The organism is Lichenibacterium ramalinae (assembly GCF_004137085.1).
Classification (GTDB): Bacteria; Pseudomonadota; Alphaproteobacteria; order Rhizobiales; family Beijerinckiaceae; genus Lichenihabitans; species Lichenihabitans ramalinae.
This window is the reverse complement of record NZ_QYBC01000001.1, coordinates 127311-150839: the sequence shown is the minus strand read 5'-3', so window position 1 is coordinate 150839 and position 23529 is coordinate 127311. Positions and strand designations below refer to the sequence as shown.

Annotated in this window: 25 protein-coding genes; 12 read left to right on the top strand and 13 right to left on the bottom strand. The window is 72.1% G+C overall.

The annotated features are described in order from the left end of the window. Nucleotides 1-126 precede the first annotated feature (126 nt). The 7 genes from D3272_RS00710 to ftsE form a co-directional block, all read right to left on the bottom strand. A complete protein-coding gene (locus tag D3272_RS00710) occupies nucleotides 127-378 on the bottom strand; it encodes a hypothetical protein (protein WP_129217158.1) in 252 nt (83 codons plus the stop codon). Nucleotides 379-475: 97 nt separating this feature from the next. After that, a complete protein-coding gene (locus tag D3272_RS00705) occupies nucleotides 476-1069 on the bottom strand; it encodes a GNAT family N-acetyltransferase (RefSeq protein ID WP_129217157.1) in 594 nt (197 codons plus the stop codon). Then, complete coding sequence (locus tag D3272_RS00700) at nucleotides 1069-3477, bottom strand: Orn/Lys/Arg family decarboxylase (protein WP_129217156.1); 2409 nt, start codon at nucleotides 3475-3477, stop codon at nucleotides 1069-1071. Before D3272_RS00700 ends, D3272_RS00705 begins: the two co-directional genes overlap by 1 nt. 97 nt (nucleotides 3478-3574) lie before the next feature. Beyond that, a complete protein-coding gene (locus tag D3272_RS00695; RefSeq protein WP_129217155.1) occupies nucleotides 3575-4423 on the bottom strand; it encodes a 23S rRNA (adenine(2030)-N(6))-methyltransferase RlmJ in 849 nt (282 codons plus the stop codon). Between the two features lie 182 nt (nucleotides 4424-4605). After that, nucleotides 4606-5262: a YdcF family protein gene (locus D3272_RS00690; RefSeq protein ID WP_165361155.1), complete on the bottom strand. Its 657-nt coding sequence runs from the start codon at nucleotides 5260-5262 to the stop codon at nucleotides 4606-4608. Nucleotides 5263-5360: 98 nt separating this feature from the next. Beyond that, nucleotides 5361-6299, bottom strand: coding sequence for a cell division protein FtsX (locus tag D3272_RS00685; protein ID WP_129217153.1), 939 nt, complete (start codon nucleotides 6297-6299; stop codon nucleotides 5361-5363). Further along, on the bottom strand, nucleotides 6292-6954 hold the full coding sequence (gene ftsE / locus D3272_RS00680) for a cell division ATP-binding protein FtsE (protein ID WP_129217152.1): 663 nt from the start codon (nucleotides 6952-6954) through the stop codon (nucleotides 6292-6294). Before ftsE ends, D3272_RS00685 begins: the two co-directional genes overlap by 8 nt. Before the next feature lie 135 nt (nucleotides 6955-7089). Between ftsE and D3272_RS00675 the strand changes: the two genes are divergently transcribed. Further along, nucleotides 7090-7839, top strand: coding sequence for a hypothetical protein (locus D3272_RS00675; RefSeq protein WP_129217151.1), 750 nt, complete (start codon nucleotides 7090-7092; stop codon nucleotides 7837-7839). Between the two features lie 4 nt (nucleotides 7840-7843). Next, on the top strand, nucleotides 7844-8374 hold the full coding sequence (gene hpt / locus D3272_RS00670) for a hypoxanthine phosphoribosyltransferase (protein ID WP_129217150.1): 531 nt from the start codon (nucleotides 7844-7846) through the stop codon (nucleotides 8372-8374). A 34-nt stretch (nucleotides 8375-8408) separates the two neighbouring features. Here the strand turns inward: hpt and D3272_RS00665 are convergent, their stop codons facing one another. The 3 genes from D3272_RS00665 to D3272_RS00655 all read right to left on the bottom strand — a co-directional run bounded on the left by D3272_RS00665 (nucleotide 8409) and on the right by D3272_RS00655 (nucleotide 9749). Continuing rightward, the gene (locus D3272_RS00665; protein WP_129217149.1) at nucleotides 8409-8849 is read right to left on the bottom strand and encodes a TspO/MBR family protein; all 441 of its coding nucleotides are present in this window, start codon (nucleotides 8847-8849) and stop codon (nucleotides 8409-8411) included. 80 nt (nucleotides 8850-8929) lie between these two features. Continuing rightward, on the bottom strand, nucleotides 8930-9172 hold the full coding sequence (locus D3272_RS00660; RefSeq protein ID WP_129217148.1) for a DUF3072 domain-containing protein: 243 nt from the start codon (nucleotides 9170-9172) through the stop codon (nucleotides 8930-8932). Between the two features lie 91 nt (nucleotides 9173-9263). Then, nucleotides 9264-9749 carry a hypothetical protein gene (locus tag D3272_RS00655; RefSeq protein WP_129217147.1) on the bottom strand — a complete coding sequence of 162 codons (486 nt, stop codon included), beginning with the start codon at nucleotides 9747-9749 and terminating at the stop codon, nucleotides 9264-9266. 236 nt (nucleotides 9750-9985) lie between these two features. Here D3272_RS00655 and D3272_RS00650 point away from each other — a divergent pair, with 236 nt between their 5' ends. From D3272_RS00650 to D3272_RS00635, 4 genes are all read left to right on the top strand, one after another. Further along, nucleotides 9986-11455, top strand: coding sequence for a hypothetical protein (locus D3272_RS00650; RefSeq protein ID WP_129217146.1), 1470 nt, complete (start codon nucleotides 9986-9988; stop codon nucleotides 11453-11455). Nucleotides 11456-11596: 141 nt separating this feature from the next. Further along, the gene (locus D3272_RS00645; RefSeq protein WP_245496300.1) at nucleotides 11597-12853 is read left to right on the top strand and encodes an NRAMP family divalent metal transporter; all 1257 of its coding nucleotides are present in this window, start codon (nucleotides 11597-11599) and stop codon (nucleotides 12851-12853) included. Nucleotides 12854-12955: 102 nt separating this feature from the next. Next, complete coding sequence (locus tag D3272_RS00640; RefSeq protein ID WP_129217145.1) at nucleotides 12956-13324, top strand: hypothetical protein; 369 nt, start codon at nucleotides 12956-12958, stop codon at nucleotides 13322-13324. A 94-nt stretch (nucleotides 13325-13418) separates the two neighbouring features. Then, nucleotides 13419-13730 (top strand): hypothetical protein, encoded by a 312-nt coding sequence (locus D3272_RS00635; protein WP_129217144.1) that lies wholly within the window; start codon nucleotides 13419-13421, stop codon nucleotides 13728-13730. 462 nt (nucleotides 13731-14192) lie between these two features. Here the strand turns inward: D3272_RS00635 and D3272_RS00630 are convergent, their stop codons facing one another. Next, nucleotides 14193-14705, bottom strand: coding sequence for a pilus assembly protein N-terminal domain-containing protein (locus D3272_RS00630; RefSeq protein WP_165361154.1), 513 nt, complete (start codon nucleotides 14703-14705; stop codon nucleotides 14193-14195). A 355-nt stretch (nucleotides 14706-15060) separates the two neighbouring features. Between D3272_RS00630 and D3272_RS00625 the strand changes: the two genes are divergently transcribed. From D3272_RS00625 to D3272_RS00615, 3 genes are all read left to right on the top strand, one after another. Next, the gene (locus D3272_RS00625) at nucleotides 15061-15225 is read left to right on the top strand and encodes a Flp family type IVb pilin (RefSeq protein WP_129217142.1); all 165 of its coding nucleotides are present in this window, start codon (nucleotides 15061-15063) and stop codon (nucleotides 15223-15225) included. 307 nt (nucleotides 15226-15532) lie between these two features. After that, the gene (locus D3272_RS00620) at nucleotides 15533-15694 is read left to right on the top strand and encodes a Flp family type IVb pilin (RefSeq protein ID WP_129217141.1); all 162 of its coding nucleotides are present in this window, start codon (nucleotides 15533-15535) and stop codon (nucleotides 15692-15694) included. A 485-nt stretch (nucleotides 15695-16179) separates the two neighbouring features. After that, entirely contained in the window at nucleotides 16180-16689 is a 510-nt protein-coding gene (locus D3272_RS00615; RefSeq protein ID WP_129217140.1) for an A24 family peptidase, read from the top strand. 118 nt (nucleotides 16690-16807) lie between these two features. Here D3272_RS00615 and D3272_RS00610 read toward each other — a convergent pair whose 3' ends face one another. Beyond that, nucleotides 16808-18313 carry an NAD(P)/FAD-dependent oxidoreductase gene (locus D3272_RS00610; protein ID WP_129217139.1) on the bottom strand — a complete coding sequence of 502 codons (1506 nt, stop codon included), beginning with the start codon at nucleotides 18311-18313 and terminating at the stop codon, nucleotides 16808-16810. A gap of 27 nt (nucleotides 18314-18340) precedes the next feature. Continuing rightward, nucleotides 18341-18793, bottom strand: coding sequence for a GtrA family protein (locus D3272_RS27090; RefSeq protein WP_165361153.1), 453 nt, complete (start codon nucleotides 18791-18793; stop codon nucleotides 18341-18343). 144 nt (nucleotides 18794-18937) lie between these two features. Here D3272_RS27090 and D3272_RS00600 point away from each other — a divergent pair, with 144 nt between their 5' ends. The 3 genes from D3272_RS00600 (at nucleotide 18938) to D3272_RS00590 (ending at nucleotide 23492) form a co-directional block, all read left to right on the top strand. Beyond that, nucleotides 18938-20947, top strand: a complete 2010-nt coding sequence (locus tag D3272_RS00600) for a hypothetical protein (protein WP_165361152.1) — start codon at nucleotides 18938-18940, stop codon at nucleotides 20945-20947. 92 nt (nucleotides 20948-21039) lie between these two features. Next, nucleotides 21040-21852 (top strand): Flp pilus assembly protein CpaB, encoded by an 813-nt coding sequence (cpaB, locus tag D3272_RS00595; RefSeq protein WP_129217136.1) that lies wholly within the window; start codon nucleotides 21040-21042, stop codon nucleotides 21850-21852. After that, a complete protein-coding gene (locus D3272_RS00590; protein ID WP_129217135.1) occupies nucleotides 21849-23492 on the top strand; it encodes a type II and III secretion system protein family protein in 1644 nt (547 codons plus the stop codon). Before cpaB ends, D3272_RS00590 begins: the two co-directional genes overlap by 4 nt. Nucleotides 23493-23529: the final 37 nt, after the last annotated feature.

Here is a 23529-nt window from a genome sequence, read left to right as displayed (position 1 = left end):
GCCTGATATGAGCCGCGGCGCCCGTGAGGGTCCCGCGGCTTCTTTGTTTTCAAGGCGAGCGATCTCGGTGTCCGATGCTCGCCTGGCGAGCGGGCCGGACCGGGATGTCCCGGCCCGACGCTGGCGTCACTGGGCGACGGACGGGGTCACGGCGCGCTGGTCGCGCTGCAGCGCGCTGCGGCTCTTGTGCGCGCGATAATAGTGCGAGGCGCCCGAGCCCGCCGCGCAGCCGGCCGCGGCCCCGGCGATGCCGTGATGCACGGCGTGGCCGGCGATCCCGCCGATGATCGCGCCCGTGATGCAGCCACGCGCCTCGGCCGCCTGCGAATCCGCCACCAGCGCCCCGGCGCAAAGCGCCGCTATCATCAAATGCCGCATGTCGAACTCCCCTTGTCGATGGTTGAGTAACTTGGGGCGATGCTTAAAAGTTCATCCGGCCGGCTCGGGCCCGGAGTCGGACCCGGCCGTGCCCGTGTCAGGCCGCGCCGCGCGCCGCGCCCCGCAGGGGTTCGGGAAGGGGTTCGGGCAGGTTGGCGTCGCCATCGCCCAGTGCGCGCTGCACCATGATGCTGTCGGCCCAATGGCCGAACTTGTAGGCCACGGCCGGCAGCAGGCCGACGCGGCGGAAGCCGCAGGCCTCGTGCAGGTGGAGCGAGGCTTCGTTGGCGCCGTCGATATAGCCGATCATCTGCCGAAAGCCGCCGGCCGCACAGGCGTCGACCAGCGCCGGCAGCAGCCGCCGGCCGATGCCGAGCCCCACCCGGCTGGGGTGGACGTAGATCGAGTGCTTCACCGTGTAGCGGTAGGCGGGGCGCTTGCGGAACGGCACCGCATAGGCGTAGGCGGCGACCTCGCCCGCCAGCTCCGCCACGAGGTGGGGCAGGCGCTTGTGGCGCATGTTGCGCCGCCGGCGCTTCAGGTCCTCGGCATCCACGGCATCGGCCTCGTAGCTCCCGAGGTCCCCGATGCCGCGGCCGATATGGTAGCTGTAGATCGCCACCATGGCGGGCACGTCCGCATCGGTCGACGGGCGGATCGTCAGCGTGCGGTCGGTCGTCGTCGCGTCCATCAGTCCCGCCGCCCCCGTGCCCCCGCCGAAGCGCCGCCCGGCGCCCGGCCGCCGCCCTCGCGCATCACGTAGGTGTAGAAGCGGATGCGGCCGCCCGGGTCGACCTCGCGGTAGACGCCCTGGATCTCGGCGTCGAGCCCGGGGAAGCGGTTGGAGCTTTCCTCGAACATCTTGAAATAGTCGAGCATGGGCTTGGCCCGCGGCCCGATGCGTTCGCCCGGCACCAGCACGCCGATGCCCGGCGGGTAGACCAGCATCAGCGTCGTCACGATGCGGCCTTCGGCCTCCTCGATCGGCACGTAGTCGACGCGGTTGCGCACCAGGGCCCGCACGGCCTCGTGCGGCGGCACCACCATCTCGGGCAGGTGCTCGGGGGAGAACATGGCGCGCTGCAGCCGGCTCGTGCCGTGGCTGCGGTGGAAGTCGTGGAAGGCGCGGCAGAGCTCCTGGATGCGCATGCCGCCGTATCGGGCGCGGCGGCGGCGCACGAAGTCCGGCATGACCTCCTCGACCGGCGCATCCTCGTCGTGCAGCCGCTTGAACGCCACCATGGCCGAGATGAGCGTGCCGGCCTTCGACGATTCCACGCCCGGCGTCAGCAGGAACAGCATGGAGTTGAGGTCGTTCTTCTCCGGCACGATACGGTTCTCGCGCAGGTACTGCGCCACCACCGGGGCCGGGATGCCATAATCGGCATAGTCGCCCGTCGCCCGGTCGAAGCCCGGTGTCAGGATCGTGAGCTTGTTGGGGTCCGTCATGGCGAAGCCTGGCGCCACGTGGCGGAAGCCGTGCCAGCCGGCGCCGGGGTCGAGCGTCCAGAAGCGCGGGTCGCTGGCGAGGTCGTCGGTCGGCACGCTGTCCCAGGGCACGTCGCCGGCGGGCTCGTCCTCGGTGGCGGGCATCGGCACGGTGTCGGGCACGAAGCACTCGAAGAACCAGCGCTTGCCCGGATCCTCCTCCTTGCTCTCGAACTCGCGGCGGATCGCCCGGATCTTCTTGCGCAGCTCGATGCCGAGCCGCACCGTGTCGTCCCACAGTACCTGGCCGGACCGGCCCTTCATCATCTGGGCGCCGACGTCGAGCGAGGCGAAGATCGGGTAGAACGGCGAGGTGGAGGCGTGGAGCAGGAAGCTCTCGTTCATGCGCCGGTGCTCGACGCGCCGGTCCTGGCCGCGGATATGGCCGTCCTTGGTGTGGATCTGCGACGCCTGCGAGAAGGACGCGAGCTGCTTGTGGGCCGATTGGGTGGCGATGATGCCGGGCGAACCGGGACCGAGGTCCTTGAGCCCCATGGCGAAGCGCCCCGCGAAGAGCGGGTGGAACTTCATGAAGCCGGCCCAGGCCTCGTCGAACAGGATGTAGTCGCAGAGGTGGCCGATCTTGGCGACGATCTGCTCGGCCGAGTAGATCGTGCCGTCGTAGGTGCATTGCTCGATCACGGCGACCCGGAACGGCCGCTCGCGCCGCCAGGCCTCGGGATCGGTCACGAGCGGGTTCGTGCGGATGCGCTCGCGGATGGCGGCCTCGTCGAAGGCTTCGGCGAAGATGGGCCCGATGAGCCCGTAGGGGTTGCGGTCCGTCGGCAGGAAGATCGGGATGCCCTCGCCGAGGAACAGCGCGCCATGCAGCGCGGCCTTGTGGTTGTTGCGGTCGAAGAGCACGAGGTCGCCCTCGGCCACCAGCGCGTTCAGCACGACCTTGTTGGAGGCCGAGGTGCCGTTCAGCACGAAATAGGTGCGCTCCGCCCCGAAGATGGCGGCGGCCTCGCGCTGCGCCTGCAGCGCCGGCCCCTCGTGGACCAGCAGGTCGCCGAGGTCGAGCACGGAATTGTCGATGTCGTCGCGGAAGATGGCTTCCCCGAGGTGCTCGACGAAGATGCGGCCGATGGGCGAACGGTTGTAGAAGACGCCGCCGTTGTGGCCCGGGCATGTCCAGAGTTGGTTGCCCTGCTCGGCGTAGTCGACGAGCGCGCCGAAGAAGGGCGTCTTCAGCGTGTCGGCATACTGCTTGACGCGGCTGACGAGGCCGCGGGCGATGAAGTCCGGCGTCTCCTCGGCGAGGAAGATGTAGCCGTCGATGAAGTCGACGACCTCGACGGGAATGTCTTCCAGGCGTTTCCGGCGCACCATCACCACGATGGGCATCTCGAGCCCGCGCTTGCGCATGAGGTTGACGAGGGCCGCGGTCTTGCCCTCGAAGCCGCGCTTGCCCCAGTCCACCACCATGCAGCCGATGGCGGCGTCGGTCTGCACCGCGATGGCGGCATCCTCGACGCGCCGTGCCCGGATGACCTCGAAGCCCGATTTTTCCACCGCCCCGACGATCTGCTCGATGCGCCGCCCCTCGAGGTCGTCCGGGTCGAAGGTGGGGGTGCACATCAGCACGGTGAAGCGACGGGTGAAATCCAAGGGGCGGTCTCCTGTGCTTCTCCGGCCGCGCGCGCGCCGGACCGGGAGGGTTCAATCGGAGCGGAGTGCGACACTGGCGTGACGGACGCCGACGGCGTCACTCGCCGGCGAGCCAGCGCGCCGTCCATTCGGTAGGCTCGCCCGGCCGGCCCAGCGTCGCCGCCAGCCAGGGCAGCAGGGCTTCGGCCTCCGCCTTCAGGGTGAAGGGCGGGTTGATCACCACGAGGCCGGAGCCCGCCAGCGGGCCGCCGTCGGGGTCGCCAACCAGGAGGTGGATCTGCAGGATGCGGCGCAGGCCCGCCACCGCGACCCCGTTGACGAAGCGGCCGACCGCGGCGCGGTCCTTCAGCGGATACCAGGCCATGTAGGTGCCGGTCGGCCATTTGCGATAGGCCCGCACCAGCGCTGCCTGAAGGGCGTCGAACTCGCCCGGCTTCTCGAAGGGCGGGTCGATCAGCACGAGGCCGCGGCGTTCGGGCGGCGGCAGGGCGGCGTTGAGCGCGCCGTAGCCGTCGCCGGCCAGCACCCGCACGCGCCGGTCCCGGCCCATGTTGGCGCGCAGCGTCTCGACGTCCTCCGGATGGAGCTCGCAGAGCGTCAGTCGGTCCTCCGGCCGCAGCAACCATTGGGCGACGGCCGGGGAGCCCGGGTAGGTACGCCAGCTGCCATCGGGCCCCGCGGGGCCGACGGCGGCGAGGTAGGGGGCCAGGATCTCGCCGAGGTCGGCCGGCACGGCGGCGGCGGCGAGGCGGCCGATGCCCCCGCGCCACTCGCCCGTGCGGCTCGCCTCGTCGCCCGACAGGTCGTAGACGCCGAGCCCCGCATGGGTGTCGACGAAGCGCAGCGGGGCCGGCTTGGCGATCATGTAGGCGAGGATGCGGGCCAGCAGTGCGTGCTTGACGACATCGGCGAAGTTGCCGGCGTGGAAGGCGTGGCGATAGTTCATGGCCGGGACCTCTACGCCATTCCGGCCGCCCCCGCATCCCACGGGGTGCGGGGGCGGCGGGCCCGGTCGAGGGGTGGGTCAGACGGCTCGGTCGGGGGGTGGGTCAGCCGGCCCGATCGGGGGGTGGGTTCAGCCGGCCCGATCGGGGGGTGGGTTCAGCCGGCCCGATTGGGGGGGTGGGTTCAGCCGGCCCGATCGGGCCGAGGCGCCGCGCGGCCGGCCTCGGCCAGCGGCTCGCCGGCCGGCGGGGACGCGATGCCGATGCGCAGCGTCGCGGCGTTGAACTTGATCCATTCCCACAGAATCAACCGCGTGCTGGCGGCGTCGGTCCACCAGGGGTGCAGGCGCCCGTGCTCGGACACGACGGGGTGGGGCACGAGTTCGATGCCGGGCAGGGCCGAGCTCATCTCCGCCAGGGCACGCGGCATGTGGTAGTTCGACGTCACCACGATCAGCGAGCGGATGTGGTTGGCCCGGACCCAGCGCTCGGTCTCGGCCGCGTTGCCCACCGTGTTGGCGGCGTCGTAGCCGAGCGCGATGCAGCAGTCGATGAGCCCGCGCGCCGCCGGCGTCCGGCGGACGATCTCGCCCGGCGTCGTGGCCGGGTTGACGCCCGTGATGAGCAGCTTGTCGGCGTGGCCCTGGGCCAGGATCTCGACGGCATCGGCGATGCGGTCGGCCCCCCCGGTCAGCGCCACCGCGCCCTCGGTGTGGCCGGTGACCGGCGTTTCCACGGCGGCGATCCGGTCGAGGAAGGAGCCGAAGCTCCAGGCGAGCGCGAGCCCGCCCGCCAGGCACAGGCTCAACCCGAGGGTCGCCACCGTCAGGATCCTGCTCACGCGCCGTCCCGTCCCGCTGTCCATCCCGGATCTTCATCGCCCCATGGTATCGGAAGGGTTAACGCGATGCCGGTGCGGATGTTCGGGCGGTGGCGCCCTCATCCCAGCCCCCGCAGGTGCCGGAACACGATGGCGCGCGACATCCATCCCGTGGCCAGCGCGGTGCCGAGCGCGATGGCGGCGATGGCGCCGTAGCCGCGCGGGCCGAGCGCGAAGGTGCCGAATAGGGCCTCGACCTCGTCGGCCCCGGCGCCGCCGGCGAGGTGGGCGGTGACGAGGTTGGCGACGAGGAAGGCGAGGGCGGCGAGCCCGCCGCCGAGGCCCGCGCCCTGCAACCCCAGCCTCAGGAAGTGGCGCTGGAACTCGCGCGCGATGAACCGGTCCTCGGCGCCGACGAAATGCAGCACGCCGATGATCTCGCGGTTGCCCGCCATGACGCCGCGCGTGGCGAAGGCCACGGCGAGGCCGAGCGCCGTCAGCACCAGCAGCACGACGACGCCCGCGATGCCGACCAGCGCGTCGGCCATGGCGGACAGGCGCCCCTGCCATGCCGCGTGGTCGTCGAGCGTGGCGTCGGGCAGGGCGGCGGCGAGGGCGGCGGCGAGGGCCGGCCCGTCGAGCCGCGCGCCCGGCGCGAGCCGCAGAACGATCAGCCGCGGGATCGGCAGGTCGCCGAGGTCGAGCCCGGTGCCGAGCCAGGGCTCGAGCAGCTTCTCCGCCTGGCCCTTGTCGAAGGGTTCGACCGCGGCGAGGCCGGGCGCGGCGCGGGCCACCTCGGCGGCCCGGGCGACATCAGCATCGATGTCGCGCCCCGGCATCGGGCGCACCTGGACGGTGGCTTCGCGCGACACCGCCGCCTGCCAGTCGCGCGACGTGCCCGCCACCAGCAGCGCCCCGCCGGCCGCCAGCGCGGCCAGGAAGGTCATGATGGCGATCACGCTGACGAGGGCACGGCCCGCGATGGAGGCGGCCGGCACCAGCGGCACCTCGCGCCGCGGCCGCGGCACTGCGGCCGGCTCCGGCGCGGCTTCACTCATACACGGTGAGCCTGCGGTCGCCGAGCACGAGGCGGCGGATGTGGCTGAACTGGTCCATGAGGGCGAGGTCGTGCGTGGCGATCACCACGGCGGTGCCGGACCTGTGCAACTCCATGAAGAGCCGCAGCAGGCGGCGCGCCAGCGGCGGGTCGACGTTGCCGGTGGGCTCGTCGGCCAGCAGCAGCTCCGGCCGCATGATGAGGGCCCGGGCGATAGCGGCGCGCTGCTTCTCGCCGCCGGACAGCACCGGCGGGTGGGCCCCCATCCGCTCGCCGAGCCCCACCCAGCGCAGGAGTTCCACCACCTCGGCCCGGTAGCCCGCCTCCTCGCGGCCCTGGACGCGCAGCGGCAGCGCCACGTTCTCGTAGGTGGTGAGGTGGTCGAGCAGGCGGAAATCCTGGAACACCACGCCGATGCGGCGCCTGAGGCCCGTCACGGCGTCCTTGTCGAGCGTGGCGGCGTCGCGGCCGAACAGCGTGATGAGGCCGCGGGTCGGCTTCAACGAGAGCAGCATCAGCCGCAGCAGCGTCGTCTTGCCGGCGCCCGAAGGGCCGGTGAGGAACTGGAAGCTTTCCGGCGCGATGGAGAACGACAGGTCCTTGAGGATCTCGGCCCCCATGTCGTAGCGCAAGCCGACGTTCTCGAAGCGGACCAAGGCCTTCCCCGATTCCCCTGACGAGACCGACCTTAGCACGGGCCGCGTAACCGCGCCTTAACCACGTTGGCGCTTCCTGGGGGGACAGAGGACGCGTCCCGGCGTCCAGCCTCCCCCTCCGACACGCGGCAAACCATGCTGGTCCGGTGCCCCACCTGCGCGAGCGGCTACGATATCGCTCTCGAACTGCTGCCCGCCGGGCAGATCCTGCGCTGCGCCCATTGCCGCGACGCCTGGGTCTTCGACCCTCCGCCCGCCGCCGCCGTGGCGCCGCCCCGCGACACCCCGTCGGCCGGCCCCGAGATCGTGGCGGCGGCGCGCTTCTCCCGCCGCGCTCCGGCCCGTGCTGCGGCGCCCAAGCGCGACACCCGTGGCCAGCAGCGCGGCTCCCGCCTGCGGCTGCCCCCGGGCGTCGCCGCCTCGGTGCTGGCGGTGGCGCTGCTCGGCTCCGGCATGGCGGCGGTGGCCGCCAAGGCCAGCCTCGTCGCCGCCTTCCCGCCGAGCCAGGCCGTGTTCGCCACGCTGGGCCTGCCGGTGAACCTCAGCGGGCTCAGCCTCGGCGAGATCCGCTCCACCATCGTGACCGGCGACGGCCCCCCGACGCTGACGCTCGAGGGGCAGATCACAAACCTCCGCGCCGGTCCCACCGCCGTCCCGGCCCTGCGCATCGTGGTCCGCGACAAAAGCCGTCGCGAGCTCTATTACTGGACCTCGCCCGCGCCGAAAGCCCAGCTCGCCGTGGGGGAAACGGTCCAGTTCCGCAGCCGGCTCTCCGCTCCGCCGCGCGACGGGCAGGACCTCGCCGTCAGTTTCGCCGAAGCTCCGGCCGGGGCGCGACACGCGGCCGAACGCCATGTGGCGGAGGTGATGCCGGGTGACAGGTGATGCCGTGACCGAGCCCGCCATCCGCACGCTCTACGACGCCGAAACGATCGCGGCGCGGACGCGCGGCATCGCCGGGGAGATCGCGGAGCTCGCGCCGCGGGACCTCCTCGCCGTCGCGGTGCTCAAGGGCTCCTTCATGTTCGCCGCCGACCTGCTGCGCGCGCTGCACGGCGCCGGCCTCGCCCCGCAGGTGGAGTTCATCCACCTGTCGAGCTACGGGGCGGGCACCACCTCCTCCGGCACCGTCACGGTGGTGCGCGACATCGAATCCGACGTCGCCGGTCGCGACGTGCTGCTGATCGACGACATCCTCGAATCCGGCCGCACCCTGGCCTTCGCCCGTGACCTGCTGCTCGCACGAGGCGCCCGGCGGGTGCTGGTGGCGGTGATGCTGGAGAAGCCCGGCAAGCGCGCCGTCGCCTTCGAAGCCGACGTCGTCGGCTTCACCTGCCCGGACCTCTTCGTCGTCGGCTACGGCATGGATGCCGCCCACCGCTTCCGGCAATTGCCGTTCATCGGCGTGGTGGAAGGCTGACCTCGCCGGGGGATCCGCCGGGGACAGACGGCCGTCAGCCGTTGCGCAGCGCGATCGACAGGTCGAGCAGGAAGACGAAGATCGCCGCCAGCGTGAAGGGCAGGAACAGCAGGCCGGCGCGGCGGTCGACGGCGGCGCAGCGCAGGGCGGCCCAGGCCGCCGCGATGCCGAGCCCGCCCGCCACGGCCAGCGCCAGGCTCGGGTGGCGTCCGGCGAAGAACAGCCACGACCACAGGACCGACAGGCCGAGGGCGATCCAGGCCATGCGCAGCGCCCCGGGCCGGTCCGGCAGGTAGTCGGGGCGGCCGAGGATGCGGATGAGGCCCCAGGCCACCGTGACGGCCAACACCAGCCCGATCAGGGCGGCCAGCCAGGGTCCGGGCGCGAAGGTCGGCTTCAGCAGGCCCGAGTACCAACGCAGGTTCGACAGCGCCATGGCGGCCGTCCAGGCCGTCGCGGCACCGACGACCAGCACGGCGCCAGCGGCGTCGCGCAGACGGACGCGCCGGGTGGGGCGCGGCCGGATGGATGTGGCGGCGAGGGTGCCGGCTCGGCTCAGTGTCCGGCCTTCTTCTTCAGGGCGTCGATGCGCTTCGAGGCTTCGGCCTTGGTGAGCCCGTCCTCGTAACCCTCGTCCTCCTCCTTCACCTCCTCGGACAGCGTCTTGAGGTAGGAGGCCTGGGCGCCCGTCATGGGCTCGCCGCCCGTGGTCCAGTTGTCCGGGTCCTTGACGGTGTTGGAGCCCGGATCGGGATCCAGCTTGGGATTGTGGTCGGGGTGGTCGGTGTCGTCGGCCATGGCCTGCGCCTCATGTTCACGGATTGTTCGACACCACAATGCGCCGAAGCCGCCCGGGTTCCACCCGGCTGGGCCGCGGCACCGTCGCGGGTCAGCCGCGCGGCAGCTTGTCGAGCTGGGCCAGGACTTTGGACGTGTCCTTGCTGACCTGGCTGGCATCCGTCAGGCCGACGAAGTCCCGTTCCGAATAGGGCCAGCTGCTCGAACCCGCGAAGATCCGCACGCCCTTGGCGGTCATCACGGCGTCGCCGCGCCGCAGCGTCCTGTCCTCGAAGATCGAGACGGGGGCCGGCTTGGTCGGGGCATCGACGTAGACGATCCTGGGCTTCGGCCGGTGCAGCCGGACGGTGAGGGGCCGCGACGCGCGGCGCATGGGCGCGTCGTAGCCGGGTGCCGGGGCGGCCGACTCGGACGCGGGCGCCGCCTGGGTCTGGCCGCCGCCGAAGATGGCCGAGAAGAAGTCGTGGACGCCGGCGTCGTCGGCCGATGCGCCCTGGACGGCGGCCATCATCGCCGCACCGGCGATGGCGACCCGCGCCATGCGGCGAACCGTGCCGCGAGTGGTGAAGCCCATCATGATCGAGATGCCCTGCGTCGGAGGCGACGCGGCTGCGCTCGTCGCGGCAGCCGGCCGTATTGTCGCAGGCACAACGCCCGGCGGGCCGTTCGGTTTCGCGCCATCCCGCACTGCAATGCCGGCCCGGCCCGGCCGGCGACGCCGCCTTCCTGGCAGGCCGGACCTGCTCTATGGTGCGCCGCTCCGGCCGCCGCGCCGCTCCGCCCGCCGATTGGGCATTCAACCGAGAGGGCCCGATGGCCAGAACGCTCCTGATAGGTCTCGCCGTCGCCGCGATCCCGATCGTATCGGCCGCGGCCGCCCCGGCGACACCGGAGGAGGCGGCCCGGCTGACGGCGCTCTTCGAGCGCTATGTCAGTCACCCGGCGCCCGGCCAGCCGAGCGGCGTGAGCGTGGTGCCGGCGGGCGAGTCCTACGCCGTGACGGTGGACGTGAAGCGCGCCGCGGCGGGCCTCGACAGCTTCGGCATCACCTTCGACCCCTACACGTCGAAGACGCTGCTGACGCCGCAGCCCGACGGCACCTGGAAGGTCCACGGCGACGACAGCCCGCCGATGGTGGTGCATGCCGGCAACCAGACGCTGAGCTTCGCGGCGACGTCCAGCAGCTTCGACGGGGTCTACGACCCGAAGCTCAGAACCTTCGCGAGCTTCGACCAGCACCAGGCCGGCACCACCACCGTGCGGACCTCGCCGACCCTGGACCAGAACACCCGCAGCGAGACGGCGACCTGGGCGGGCACCGGCGTCGCCGCCGAGGGCGGCACCGTGACGACCACGGCCCACTACGCCGCGACCGGTTTCGCCTCCGACATCATGCTCAAGGCGGCGCCGGCCCCGGCCGGCACCACCCCGGGCAACCCCGCCGTGCCGCCGCCGAGCCGGACCGGCACGGCGATCACCGTCACGGCGCCGAGCAGCGTCCAGGACGTGAGCCTGGGCAGCCTGCGCGCCGGCGCCCTCCTCGACCTTTGGGCCTTCGTCGTCGCCCACCCGACCCACGACAGCCTGGTGGCGGCCCAGGACGACCTCAAGGGCCTGCTGCGCGCCGGACTGCCCTATGTCGACAGCTTGAAGCTGAAGGCCACCTTGCCCGTGCTGGCGGCGTCGACGCCGGTCGGCGTCGTCTCGACGAAGTCCTTCGCCGCCGGCATCGATGCCTCGGGCCTCGCCGCGACGGGCCGTGCCGCCGTGGCGCTCTCCCTTTCGGACCTCGCCGTGCCGCCCGGGCAGCTCCCGCCGTGGTCGTCGGGCCTCGTGCCGACTGCCCTCGACCTCCACGTGACGGTGGACGGCTTCCACGCCGCCGAGGCGGCGCTGGCGACCGTGAACGCCGTCGACCTCGCCAAGGACGTGGTCATCACCCCCGACCAGAAGGCCGTCGCCGGCCGGGCGCTCTGGCCCGGCAACGGCACCGTGACGCTGGCGCCGAGCCGGCTGACCACGGCCATGCTGGACCTCAGGATGGACGGGCAGGCGAGCTTCGCGCCGGCCTTCGCGGGCCGCGTCACCGTCACGGGGACGGGGCTCGACAAGGAGATCGCGGCCCTGCAGGCGCTGGCCGCCACCGATCCGGGTGCCGGCCAGGTGCTCGGCCCGCTGGTGCTGGCCAAGAACCTCGCCAAGCCCAACCCCGACGGCAGCCTGGGCTGGCTGATCGAGTTCGGCGGCGGACCGGTCAAGATCAACGGCGCCCCGCTCCAGTAGCGTCACCGGGTCGCCTGCCGCCCGTGCAACTTCCCGGCGCGGGCGGGCGTAGGGCCGGGGCGCGACGGGGCCGGCCGTCGCCCACGGTCTCCGACGCCCGGGCGGCTGGCCGGTCGAGCCGCGGGCCGGGAAGCAGGATCGATGGACGACACGCGGCGCACGGCCCCGGCCCGGGGCATCGGCACCTTCTCGTGGCGCCACCTGGCGGCCATCGCGGGGCCGGGCCTCGTGGCGATGCTGGCCGACACGGATGCCGGCAGCCTCGTCACGGCGGCGCAGAGCGGGGCGCAATGGGGCTACCGCCTGCTGTGGCTGCAACTCGTCCTCGTGCCGGTGCTCTACATCGTCCAGGAGCTCACGGTTCGGCTCGGCGCCGTCACGGGCGAAAGCCATGCCGGCCTCATCCGCCGCCACTTCGGCACGTTCTGGGCCTGGGTCTCGGTGTCGACCCTGGTGGTGGCCTGTATCGGCGCCCTGCTGACCGAGATGGGCGGGCTCGCCGGCGTCGGCGCCATGCTGGGCCTGCCGTCCTGGGCATCGATGGCCATCGTGGTGGTGGCGCTGACGGCGATGGCGGTGACGGGGTCCTACCGCTCGGTCGAGCGGATCGCGCTCGGCGCCGGCGCCTTCGAGGTGGTGTTCCTGGGCGTCGCCGTCTGGGCCCATCCCGATCTCGGCGAGATGGGCCGCCAGGCCGTGTCGATCCCGCTGACCGATCCCAAATACATGCTGCTGGTGTCGGCCAACATCGGTGCCGTCATCATGCCTTGGATGGTCTTCTACCAGCAGTCCTCCGTGGTCGAGAAGAGCCTGAAGGCGAGCGACATCGCGACGGAGCGGGTCGACACCGCCATCGGGGCCGTGGTCACCCAACTGGTGATGGCGGCCGTGGTGGTGGCCTGCGCGGCGGCGCTGCAGCACCGCGGCGGGACCGGGTCGCTCGACACCGTGCAGCAGATCGCCGACGCGCTGACGCCGGTCCTGGGCACGGCGGCCGGCCGGGTCGCCTTCGGCGTCGGCATCTCGGGCGCGGCGCTGGTCGCCGCCATCGTGGTGACGCTGACGGCGGCCCGCACGCTCGGCGAACTGCTGGGCTTCGGCCATGCGCTCGACCAGCCCATGGGCGAGGCGCCATGGTTCTATGTCGCCTATGCGGCCGTGCTGGTGGCGGGTGCCGCCTTCATCGTCGTTGGGGTGGACATCGTGTCGCTGGCGGTCGGCGTACAGGTGCTCAATGCCCTGTTGCTGCCCATCGTGCTGGGCTTCCTGTATCTCCTGGCGCGGCGTCTGCCCGAGCCCTTCCGGCTCAGCGGCGTCTACAACGTCGTGGTGGCGGCGGTGATCGCCGTCACGGTTGCGCTGGGCCTCTATGCCGGCGTCGCCGGCCTGTGGCGGTGAGGGGGGCTCTTCCCTACGCAGCGCCACCGCGTGTGGCGCGGGCGGCGCCCCGGTGATAGGGAAGGCGCGCGCCGCATGAGGCGCCGTCCCGTCGAGGTTGTCATGTCGCCTGCGTTCCGCCGCTTCCTGTCCGCCATCGTCGTGGCGGGCCTGGCCCCCGTGGCGGCGGTCGCCATGGCGGGGTCGGCGGCCGCCTTCCAGGTCGGAGAATCCCCGGATTTCAAGGGCTGCTACGTCTGGTTCAACGACGCCGGCCAGCCGCTGCACAACAAGTCAGGCCGGGAGATCGGCCGCAAGGCGCCCTGCGGCGAGGGCACGCACAACCGGGACAGCTACGAGGTCCTGTTCGGCGAGGCCAAGGACACGCTGGTGATCCGCGACGCCACGCATCACTTCGAATGCATCCTGGAACTCGCGGCGGGTTCCGCCACCGTTGTGGTGCCGAAGGTGTGCCAGCCCTGGGACGAGTGAGGGCGGTCCGCCCCTCCGCCGGCGGCTTTAACCGCGGATTAACCATGCCGTGCGATCTTCCGTCATCGCAGACTCCCGCGGGAGACGACAGAGCATGGACGCCTTCCCCGATTTCACCAACACCGTCCGGTACGCCCTGACGCACCGCGCTGCCGCGGAGGGGCGCGTCGACATCGTGCTCGACCTCTTCCGCGGTGCCGTGCCGGCGCTCACCCGCACCATCGCCCGCGTCGAGCCCACGCAGGTCGCCCCCGTGATGCTCAAGTGCCGCCGCTACCTCGACCTGCGCGGCGCCCACGCCGTAGCGCCGGTGTCGGTCCCCTCGCCGGGCGCCGTTCGCCGGCGCGAGGAGGCCCCGCGCGCGGCCGCGCCGATGGCGGCCTTCGACTGGATGTTCGCCGGCTGATCCCCCGCCGACGCGGGCCGCGTGCCGCGTCTCGCTATGGCCCCGGAACACTGTCGCCAGCGGCGCAGTGCTTCCCGCTTGCCATCGAGAGCCGGGCGCCGGCCGGCACCGCATTCCGGACGTGGGTCGCCGGCGGGCGCCAAGCCCGTCTTGCGCCCTCTGCGGCACCCTTCGGGCGGGCGCGCCCCGTCGAGGCGCGGCATGCCGCTGCCGACACACGCCAGCTCTCGGATGCGCGCCTGTTCACAGGTTCAGTCGAAGCTCCGCTTCGGCGACAGCCTGACGGGCTCCCGTGCCGACAGGCGTCGAAGCGAAGTGGCCGAACGCCACCGCGCTCCCATCGCGGACCCAAGCTGAAACTCCGCCCCGACGAGGGCGTCAGGCGGGCTCAGGGTTTGTGAAGGGGGCGAACCCGTGCCCGCAAGCTCCTGCTCGGAGTCACGGGCCTTCGGTCACGAGCATTCAGTGCTGGCCGCCGCCGGTCGCCGCGGCGGCTCCGGTCGCCTGGGCGTTGCGGGCCTGGATGTCGCCGATGGTGCGCTGGAGGAAGGCGGTGCTGTCGCCGAGCGCCACCGTGGGTTCGCAGCGCGGGTGGCAGGCGAAGGTTTCACGGTCGACCCCGCGCTGGACCACCATCACGGAGGGCGACTCCCGGACCCGGATGCGGGCCTCCTGCAGGATGGCGCCGTGCCCGTCGAGGAACAGGAGGTTGGTGTCGCCGAACCCCTTGCCGGTCAGGATCACCTGTCCGGTGTTCCTCAACATGGTCACATCGGCGATGATCGGGTTGCCCACGATGATGGTCGCGGTGGTGGGCGGATAGGCCATGATCTGGGCGCGGTCGAGCAGCACCGTCAGGGCGGTCTCCTGTGCCTGCGCCGCGCTGGCGCCGGCCAGCAGAGCCCCGAAGGCCAGGGCCAGCAGGGCCCGTGGCCGTCTCCGTCCCATCGACGGCGGGATGCGAGCGGGTCGCATGGCCGAGGTCCTCCGATCGCTGTCCATCACCTCCGAGCAACACTGTCGGAAGAGCGTTAACGAACCCTCACTGCGTGAGGTCGCAGCCTGCCGCCGGCTCGGACAACATGACGTTGTGTTCGAGCCACGGAAGCCGGATAAAAACGCTCAGAGATGGAACAAAGCCTCCGAGCTTTGGTGTTCGATGGCGGGATGGAAGTCTTCGCCGGGCAGAGACAGCTCCGAAACCCGGCACGGTGATCGGTTTGGACTGCCGCATTAACGGCTCTTCAAGCTCTGAAACCTAGGTTTGCTTCATCCCGAGCCCACCGCTGGTGTGGCTGGCGGGTGAAGGTCTCAAAGCCAGGAGCACCCCATGAACATCATCAAGCGCTTTGCCAACGACGAGTCCGGCGCCACCGCCATCGAATACGGCCTGATCGCCGGTCTCATCAGCGTGGTCATCATCACGGTGCTGGGCGCTATCGGCACCAAGCTCAACACCAAGTTCACCACGATCTCGACCGCCCTTGGGACCTAAGGGACGTCGCGCGATCGCGGGCGTGGGCCGAAGCGAAACAGCGAGTTCGTCCAGAGCCTTATGTTGAAGCTGCGCTTCAACATAAGCTCGGGGTGACACGGCGGCCGGAGTGAGCCTCCGGCGGGCGACGGTCCGCTTCGGGACATGATGTTTGGTGGGACCGTGGGTCCGAACGGGTCGTCGACCCGTTTGGGTCGGCGCGCGCTCGCTCGTCCGTTTAACGGCTTTGCAATCCCTGGGACCTAGTTTGGCCTCAGCCCGGGCGCATATTCGCGCGTGGGTGAAGGTTCAACAGACTGGAGCCCCCATGAACGCCATCAAGCGCTTCGCCGCAGACGAGTCCGGAGCGACCGCCATCGAGTACGGCCTGATCGCCGGCCTCATCAGCGTCGTCCTCATCACGGTCCTGACCACCATCGGCAAGGAACTGAACACAAAGTTCCTCAAGATCCAGAGCGCCCTGACCTGAGCCGAGCACGGCGCGGTCGCCGGGTCGGCTTCGGTCCGGTACGCCGGGCCTCTCTGCTTCCCCGGCGACCCGCACGACCGGGCCGCCCGGCTTCCACGCCTGAGAAGGGCCGGATCCGTTGGTCCGTCCGCCGGCCCTTCGTCGTCGATCACGAAAGCGCCCTGGCACGTGTCATGCTGCTGCCGGCACCGGCCAGTTGCAACGCATGGCCTGTTCGCGGGACCACGTCGAAGCTCCGCTTCAACGATGGCCCGACAGGCTCTGGAACTGTCGCGGCTCGCCTTGGCTCGCGATTTCAGCTCTAGCACGCTTTCGCCTTCGGCGAATGCGCTCCAGCTTCGAGTCGAGAGCAGTTTCATCGGCTTGCAGTCGCCAAGGCGGCTCGGGGAAAGCCGATACTGCATTATCGCTATGTTTTTGCGAGCATCGTGACGCGATCGGGTGACTCGACCTGATCGCGATCTGCTCTAGGTCCGAGGCGCGCCATGCTGGTCATCGTCGTTCTGGTGCTGTTTCCGCTGCTGATGGCCTATTCGGCGGCCTCTGACCTCCTGACGATGACCATCTCCAACCGGGTGTCGATCGCGCTGGTGCTGGGCTTCGCGGCGGTCGCGCTCGCGTCCGGCATGCCCCTCGCCACGCTGCTGACCATGCACCTGGCCTGCGGTGCCGCCGTGCTGGTCCTCACCTTCGCGCTCTTCGCCTTCGGCTGGATCGGCGGCGGCGATGCCAAGCTGGCGGCTTCGACCGCGGTCTGGCTGGGCTGGGCGAACCTTTATGAATACGGCCTCGCCGCCTCCATCCTGGGGGCGGGGCTGACGCTCGGCATCCTGATGCTGCGCAAACGCGACCTGCCGCCGCTCCTGGCGACGCGCGCCTGGGCGGTGCGGATCCACACGGCCGGGAACGGCGTGCCCTACGGCATCGCCCTCGCGGTGGCCGGGTTGGCGCTCTATCCCGAGACGGCAGCCTGGTTGGCGGCCGCCCACGCCTGACGGGCCGTCCCGGCTTCCTGTCCCAGACGCAACGACGGCCCCGGCGTTCCCGCCGGGGCCGTCGCGGTTTGAGGGTAGGGGGCCGGTCTGCCCCGCTTGGGCGCGGCCGCCGCCCGCCTCAGGCGGCGGCGGCACCCACGCGGCGCGGCACCAGCCGCTCGCTCTTCAGGGCCTCGCGCGCCCCGGCGTGGCCGCTTTCGCCATATTCGGCGTCCTCGTTGACCTGCCACACGTCGAACTTCCGCTCCCCCGCCAGGATGTTCTCGACCGTCAGCATGGCGGTCATCATGGCATGGTCCTGGTTGTTGTATTTGTGCAGGCCGTTGCGCCCCACCATGTGCAGGGTCGGATAGTCGCGCTCGAGTTCGAGCCGCACCGTGGCGACCTTGTCGGCATAGCCCTCGTCGTAGACCGGGTAGGCCTTCGGCTGCCGCACCACGCAGGCGTCCACCACGTCCGCCGACGAGATCAGGCCGATGTGGTCGATCTCGCGCTTGGCGAGCGCCACGAGGTCGGCGTCGGTGGCGGCCCAAAAGCCGTCGCCCTCGAAGCAGAAATATTCGAGGCCCAGGCAGGTGTGCCCCAGCTCCGGGATGAGCTCGGGCGACCAGGAGCGGAAATTCTGCACCCGGCCGACATGGACGGCGGGGTCGTGGATGTAGACCCAGTTGTCCGGGAAGTCGCGCTCCGTCCGGGCGATCAGCGCCACGGTGAGGAAGTCGCGGTAGCGCAACGCCCGGGCGTGCAGCTTGCTGATGGGGGCGGGGCGCAGGGCGTCGACGAGGTCGTGGATCGCCGCCGAGGAGACCACGTGGCGCGCCGTGACGGTGGAGCGCTCGCCGGCGCCCGATACGAAGACGGCGGTCCAGAGCCCGGTGCCGGCATCCCAGGCCAGCGTGTCGAGGCTGCGGTCCATGGCGATGCGGCCGCCGCGGGCCGCGATCTTGGCGGCCGCCGCCTCCCACATCATGCCGGGGCCGCGGCGCGGGTAGCGGAAGGACTCGATCAGCGTCTTGGTGGCGGTGCCGTCGCGCCGCTTGAGCTTCAGGGAGCGGCGCAGCCCGTCGATCACGGCCGAGAACAGGTCGAGGCCCTTGATGCGCTGCGCCGCCCAATCGGCCGAGATCTCGTCGCAGGACAGGCCCCACACCTTCTCGGTGTAGGTCTTGAAGAAGATGGAGAACAGCCGCTCGCCGAAGTTGTTGCGCACCCACTCGTGGAACGTGCGCGGGGCCGCCACCGGCCGCAGCTTGGCGAGGGCGTAGGATGCGATGCAGGCCGTGCTGGTGAGCAGGCCGAGGTTGCGCAGCGCCTCGAAGGCCTTGAGGGGATAGGCGTAGAACTTGCCGCCGTAGAAGATCCGCGACAGGCGCGGCCGCTCGACGAAGTCGTCCGGCAGGAGCTCGTCCCAGAGCGCCACGACTTCGCGCGACTTCGAGAAGAAGCGGTGTCCGCCGATGTCGAACAGAAAGCCCTTGTAGTCCACCGTGCGGCTGATGCCGCCGACGTAGCGCGGGTCCCGCTCGGCGACGAGCACGTCCCGTCCAGCCTTGGCCAGGAGGTAGCCGGCCGTCAGCCCGGCCGGGCCGGCCCCGACGATCAGGATATCGGTATCGGGGCGCATGCGCTCGGGTCTCGGGAGGGGTCGGCGTCAGGCGCCGCGGAAGGTGAAGAAGCGCTGGCCCGTGAAGGACAGCAGCGTGGCGGCCGCCGCCGCCGCCACCAGAGCCGCGAGGGCCGGCAGCGCGGGCGCCGCGGCCGACAGGGCGAGGAACAGGGCGTAGCTGAACCCCTGGGCGAGCAGGGTCACGGCGGCGTAGCGGGCGAGGTCGCCGCCGCCGCGCCGCGCCGTGGCGGCGAAGGTGTAGCGCCGGTTCAGCGCGAAGGTGACGAGCGTCGCGCAGGCCAGCGACGCCGCCCGGGCGGCCGGCCGCGACGCGTCGAGCCCCTGCAGCGCCGAGAAGATCGCGGCATCGGCGGCGAGGCCGAGGCCGCCGACGGCCAGGAACAGCGCGGCGCGCCGCAGTTCGGCCCGGCGGCCGCCGCTCGCGAAGCTCGGCCTGGCGCGGCCGCTGTCTGCCATCTGGGTCATGGCCGACAGCATGGGGCCCGGGACCTTGAGACGAGGTAAACACGGCCTTTCGGCCTCGCCCGGCCCGGAACCCGCCCTTAAGGATCGCTCTCCTACCAGGAGGCCGATCGCCCCGGGCCGGCCGGGCGGCGAGGCCGCCCCCGACGAGGCCGACCCATGGCGCAGACCGAGACCCCGACGAGGCCCCCGCCGCGCTGGCGCACTGGGCCGCTCGCCACCTGGGCGCTGCTGGTGCCGGCGATGCTGGTCCTGCACCCCTATGCCGGCCTCGTCCAGGACGCGCGGATCTACATCGGGCGGGGCCTCGCCGACCGCGATCCCGGCGGGCTCGGGCGCGACCTGCTGTTCTCCGAGGACGCCCAGACGGGTTTCAGCCTGCTGCGGCCGCTGATGCGCGCGCTGCTCGGCGCAGCTCCCCCCGACCGGGTCTCGATGGCGCTCGTCGGGATCGGGCTCCTCGCCTGGCTGGCGGCCGCCGTGGCGCTGGCGCGCCGGCTGGCGCCGGACCGGGTCGCCGCCGCGGTCGTGCTCGCCGTTCTGGCGCTTCCGGCCGACTACGGCACGGGCGGCACCTTCGGCTATGCCGAAGCCATCGCCACGCCGCGCCTCTTCGCCGAAGCCGCCGTGCTGGGCGGGCTGGCGGCGCTGCTGGCGCGCCGGCCGCTCGCCGGCCTCGCCCTGCTGGTGCTCGCCGCCGGCCTGCATCCGCTGATGGCGCTGCCCGGCTTCGCGCTGGCGGCCCTGTTGGTGTTGGGAAGCGCCCGCCGGGTCGCGCCGCTCGCCGTCGGGCTCGCCGCCGCCCTCGCCGCCGGCCTGCTGGCGGCGGCCTGCGGCCTGCCGCTGTTCGACCGGCTGTTCGTCGTCATGGATCCGGCCTGGGCGGACGTGCTGCGGGCGCGCAGCGTGAACCTGTTCCCGACGCTCTGGCCCGCCGATGCCTTCGCACCCATCGCCTGCCGGGCCGCGGCCGCGATCCTCGCCGGCGGGCTCGCGGGGGATCGGCCGGGCGGCACGCCGGGGGGCGTGCGCGCGCTGTTCTGGGGCGGCACCGGCGTGGCCCTCGCCGGCCTCGTGCTGTCGCTGCTGTTCGGCGACCGCGTGATGAGCGTCCTCGTGACCCAGCTGCAGCCCTGGCGGGCGCTGTGGCTGCTCGGCGTGTTGGGCAATGCCGGCCTGATGCTGTCGGTGGTCGGGCTGTGGCGCGGCGACGCCGGCGCGCGGCTGACGCTGGCGGCGCTGGTCGGCGCCTGGGCGACCCAGCCGGAGCCCGGGCTCGCGGTCGCGCTGGCCGGCCTCGCCCTCGGGCTCGCGGCCCTGTCGGCGGCCGGCCGCCTCCGGGCCGTGTCGCCCCGGGTCGCAGCCTGGGCGCTCGGCGCCGCGCTGGTCTTCGCCGGGTCGGCGGCGCTGGTCGGCGCCGCCGCCGTGGTGGCGCTGCTGCTGCCGCTCGGCCGGGCCTGGACGGCCGTCGGGCCCTGGCCCTACGTCCTGGCCTCCGGCGCCGTGGGGTCGCCGCTCGTGGCCGCCGCGGCCGCCCTGGCGCTGGCGCCGGGCGCTGGGCCGGCGCGACGCTCCCGCCGGCTCGCCCTCGGCGCCGGGGTGGTCCTCGCCGCCGCGCTGGCGGCTCTCGTCTGGGACAGCCGGAACGACGAGCGCCGCGTCGTCGACGCCCGTGGCGGCGCCGCCGCGCTCGACGACGCCCTCCCGCCCGGGCCGGGCGGCTTGCTGTGGATCGGCGACGACAGCGAAACCTGGTTCCTGGCGCGCCGGCCGGCCTTCTTCAACGCCGTGCAGGGGGCGCCGGGCCTGTTCTCGCGCGGCCTCGCGCTGGAATGGGCCGACCGCGCGCGGTTGCTCCTCGGGCTGGGCTTCGCGCGCCCGTCCGACGTGTCCCTGGCGGCCGGGAGCGGGCAGGGCGACGCCGTGCGGTTGACCCCGGAGGCCGTGACGCGGTTCTGCGCCGACCCGCGCCGACCCGCCGGCCTCGTGGCGCCGGGTTCGCAGCTCGCCGCCGCCCCGCCCGGGACGGAAGCCCGGCTCTGGTCCCCGCCGGTGCCGTTCCGGCACCTCGCCGAGGCGGACGGCCGACTGGCCTGGCGCACGACCGACGTCTTCACCGTCGTGGCCTGCGCGGCCTCCGGGGCCGTGCTTCCGGCCCCGTCCCCTTAAACTCGGTCAGGATCGATTAACCATAACTTGACCTTTGGCTGATTGAGTCCGGGACGAAGCGAGCCGGTCCCGGCGCGCCCCCAGGCCAGGTCATGAAGAAGTCGCGCATCATCGTTCTGTTCCTGGCGCTGGCCGCCGCCGGCGGGGCCTTCATGCTGGCGACCGGCCCCGGCACACCGCCGCCGGCCCCGGTCGCCGCCCTGCCGCCCCCGCCGCCGCCGCCCACGACGGACGACGTGGTGGCGGCCGCCCGCGACCTGCCGCTCGGGACCAAGATCGCCGAGAGCGACCTCGCCTGGCAGAGCTGGCCGAAGGACAGCGTGCCGGCCAACACGCTGCGCAGGAGCCAGAAACCCCAGGCCTTCGAGGAGCTGAAGGGCTCCATCGTCCGCAGCGCCCTGTTCCAGGGCGAGCTCGTGCGGACCGAGAAGCTCATCAAGGGCGACAATTCCGGCTTCATGTCGGCGATCCTGCCGACCGGCATGCGCGCCGTCGCCATCAACATCGACAGCCAGGGCGCCACCACGGCGGGCGGCTTCATCCTGCCCAACGACCGCGTCGACGTGGTCCGCACCTATCGCCAGGAGCCCAAGCCCGGCGCCGCGCCGACGGGCGGCGACAACTACCTGACCGACACGCTCCTCAGCAACGTCAAGGTCCTGGCCATCGGCCAGAACGTCCAGGAGAAGAACGGCCAGCCCGTGGTGGTGGGCTCCAACGCCACCCTGGAGCTCGACCCCGAGCAGGCCGAGGTCGTCATCCTGGCGCAGCGCACCGGGCAATTGTCCCTCGTGCTCCGCTCGATGCTCGACGCCCACCAGGCCGGCACCGTGGCGGCGCGGCAGGCCAGCCACGGGCTCTCGGTCGTGCGCTACGGCAACATCAGCGAGGACCACGGCCGATGACGCGTCCCCGCTCCCTGCGCTCCGCCGCGGCCGCCCTGCGCGGCGTGCTCGCGCCGGCGACCGTCGGACCCGGCCTGGTCGCGGCTTCGCCGGGCGCCCAGGGCCTCGCCCTCGCGGCGGCGCTCGCCCTCGCCGTGCCGCCCGTGCCGGCCCTGGCCCAGGCCCCCGTGCTGGTGCCGAAGGTCAGGAACGCCTCCTCGACACCCGCTCCCCCGTTCCTGGCCGTCCCCCCGGACGCCCGGACCCAGCGCTTCACCATGCCGGTCGGCAAGTCCATCATCGTGGACCTGCCGGAGGACGCCGCCGAGGTCTTCGTCGGCCGGCCGGAAGTCGCCAACGCCGTGGTCCGCTCGGCCCGCCGCCTCTACGTGATGGCGCTGACGAAGGGGCCCACCACCATCTTCGCCCTCGACAAGGGCGGCCGGCAGCTCGCCACGCTCGAGATCAACGTGATCGGGCGCGACATCGGCGAGCTGTCCGGCATCCTCAAGACCGTGATGCCCGACAACGACATCCGGGTGCAGGCGGTGGACGACACCATCATCCTCACCGGCACCGTGGCGTCGGCGGTCGACGCGCAGCGCGCCTACGACATCGCCAGCGCCTTCACGGGCTACACGGCCGTGGGGGCGGGCGGGGGCGCGTCCTCGTCGGGCGGCGGCTCCAGCGTCTCGTTCTCGAGCACGCCCATCGTGGTCAGCGGTTCCATCATCAACTCGCTGGTGATCCGCGGCCAGGACCAGGTGACGCTGAAGGTGCAGGTGGTGGAGGTGCAGCGCACCGTGCTGAAGCAGCTCGGCATCAGCCTCACCGGCGGCAGCGTCAACACCGGCGGCTTCTCCGGCTCGGCGAGCAGCTTCGGCCTGCCGAGCGCCAACAACAGCTACAACGTCGGGAGTTCCGCCTATTCCAACGGGCTCAACGCGGCCCTGAGCTGGGTCGGGCAGAAGAACGCCCTCAATTCCACCATCCAGGCGCTCGAACGCACCGGCGTGGCCCATGTGCTGGCCGAACCCAACGTGACGGCGGTCTCGGGCGAGTCGGCGCGCTTCACCGCCGGCGGCACGCTGCCCCTCGCCACCAGCAGCTCCATCGATCCGACCACCAAGGTCTGCACCACCACCTACACGCAGACGCCCTATGGCGTGACGCTGAACTTCACCCCCACGGTGCTGTCGGAGGGGCGCATCTCGCTGCACATCGAGACCCAGGTGGCGGAACCCGACCCGAGCTACGCTTCCGCGTCCGGCTGCGCCAACACCGTCGGGTTCCGCAACCGCACCAACGTCACGACGGTGGAACTGCCGTCCGGCGGCTCCATCGTGACGGCCGGCCTCATCCAGCAGGCGAGCCAGCAGGCCATCTCGGGCACGCCCGGGCTGATGAACCTGCCGATCCTCGGCGCGCTCTTCCGCTCGCGGGACTACCAGCGGCAGGAGTCCGAACTGATGATCATCGTCACGCCCTACCTCGCCAAGACGCTGCGGCCCGACCAGGTCAGCAAGCCGGACGACGGCTTCACCGACCCGAGCGACCCCCAGTCCTGGCTGCTCGGCCGCATGAACCGGATCTACTCGACGGCGGGCAACCCGGAGCTCGCCAGGGGCTACCGGGGCCGCGTCGGCTTCATCAACGATTGAACGGCCGCTCCGCCCGTCGCCCCACCGGGATCCCCGC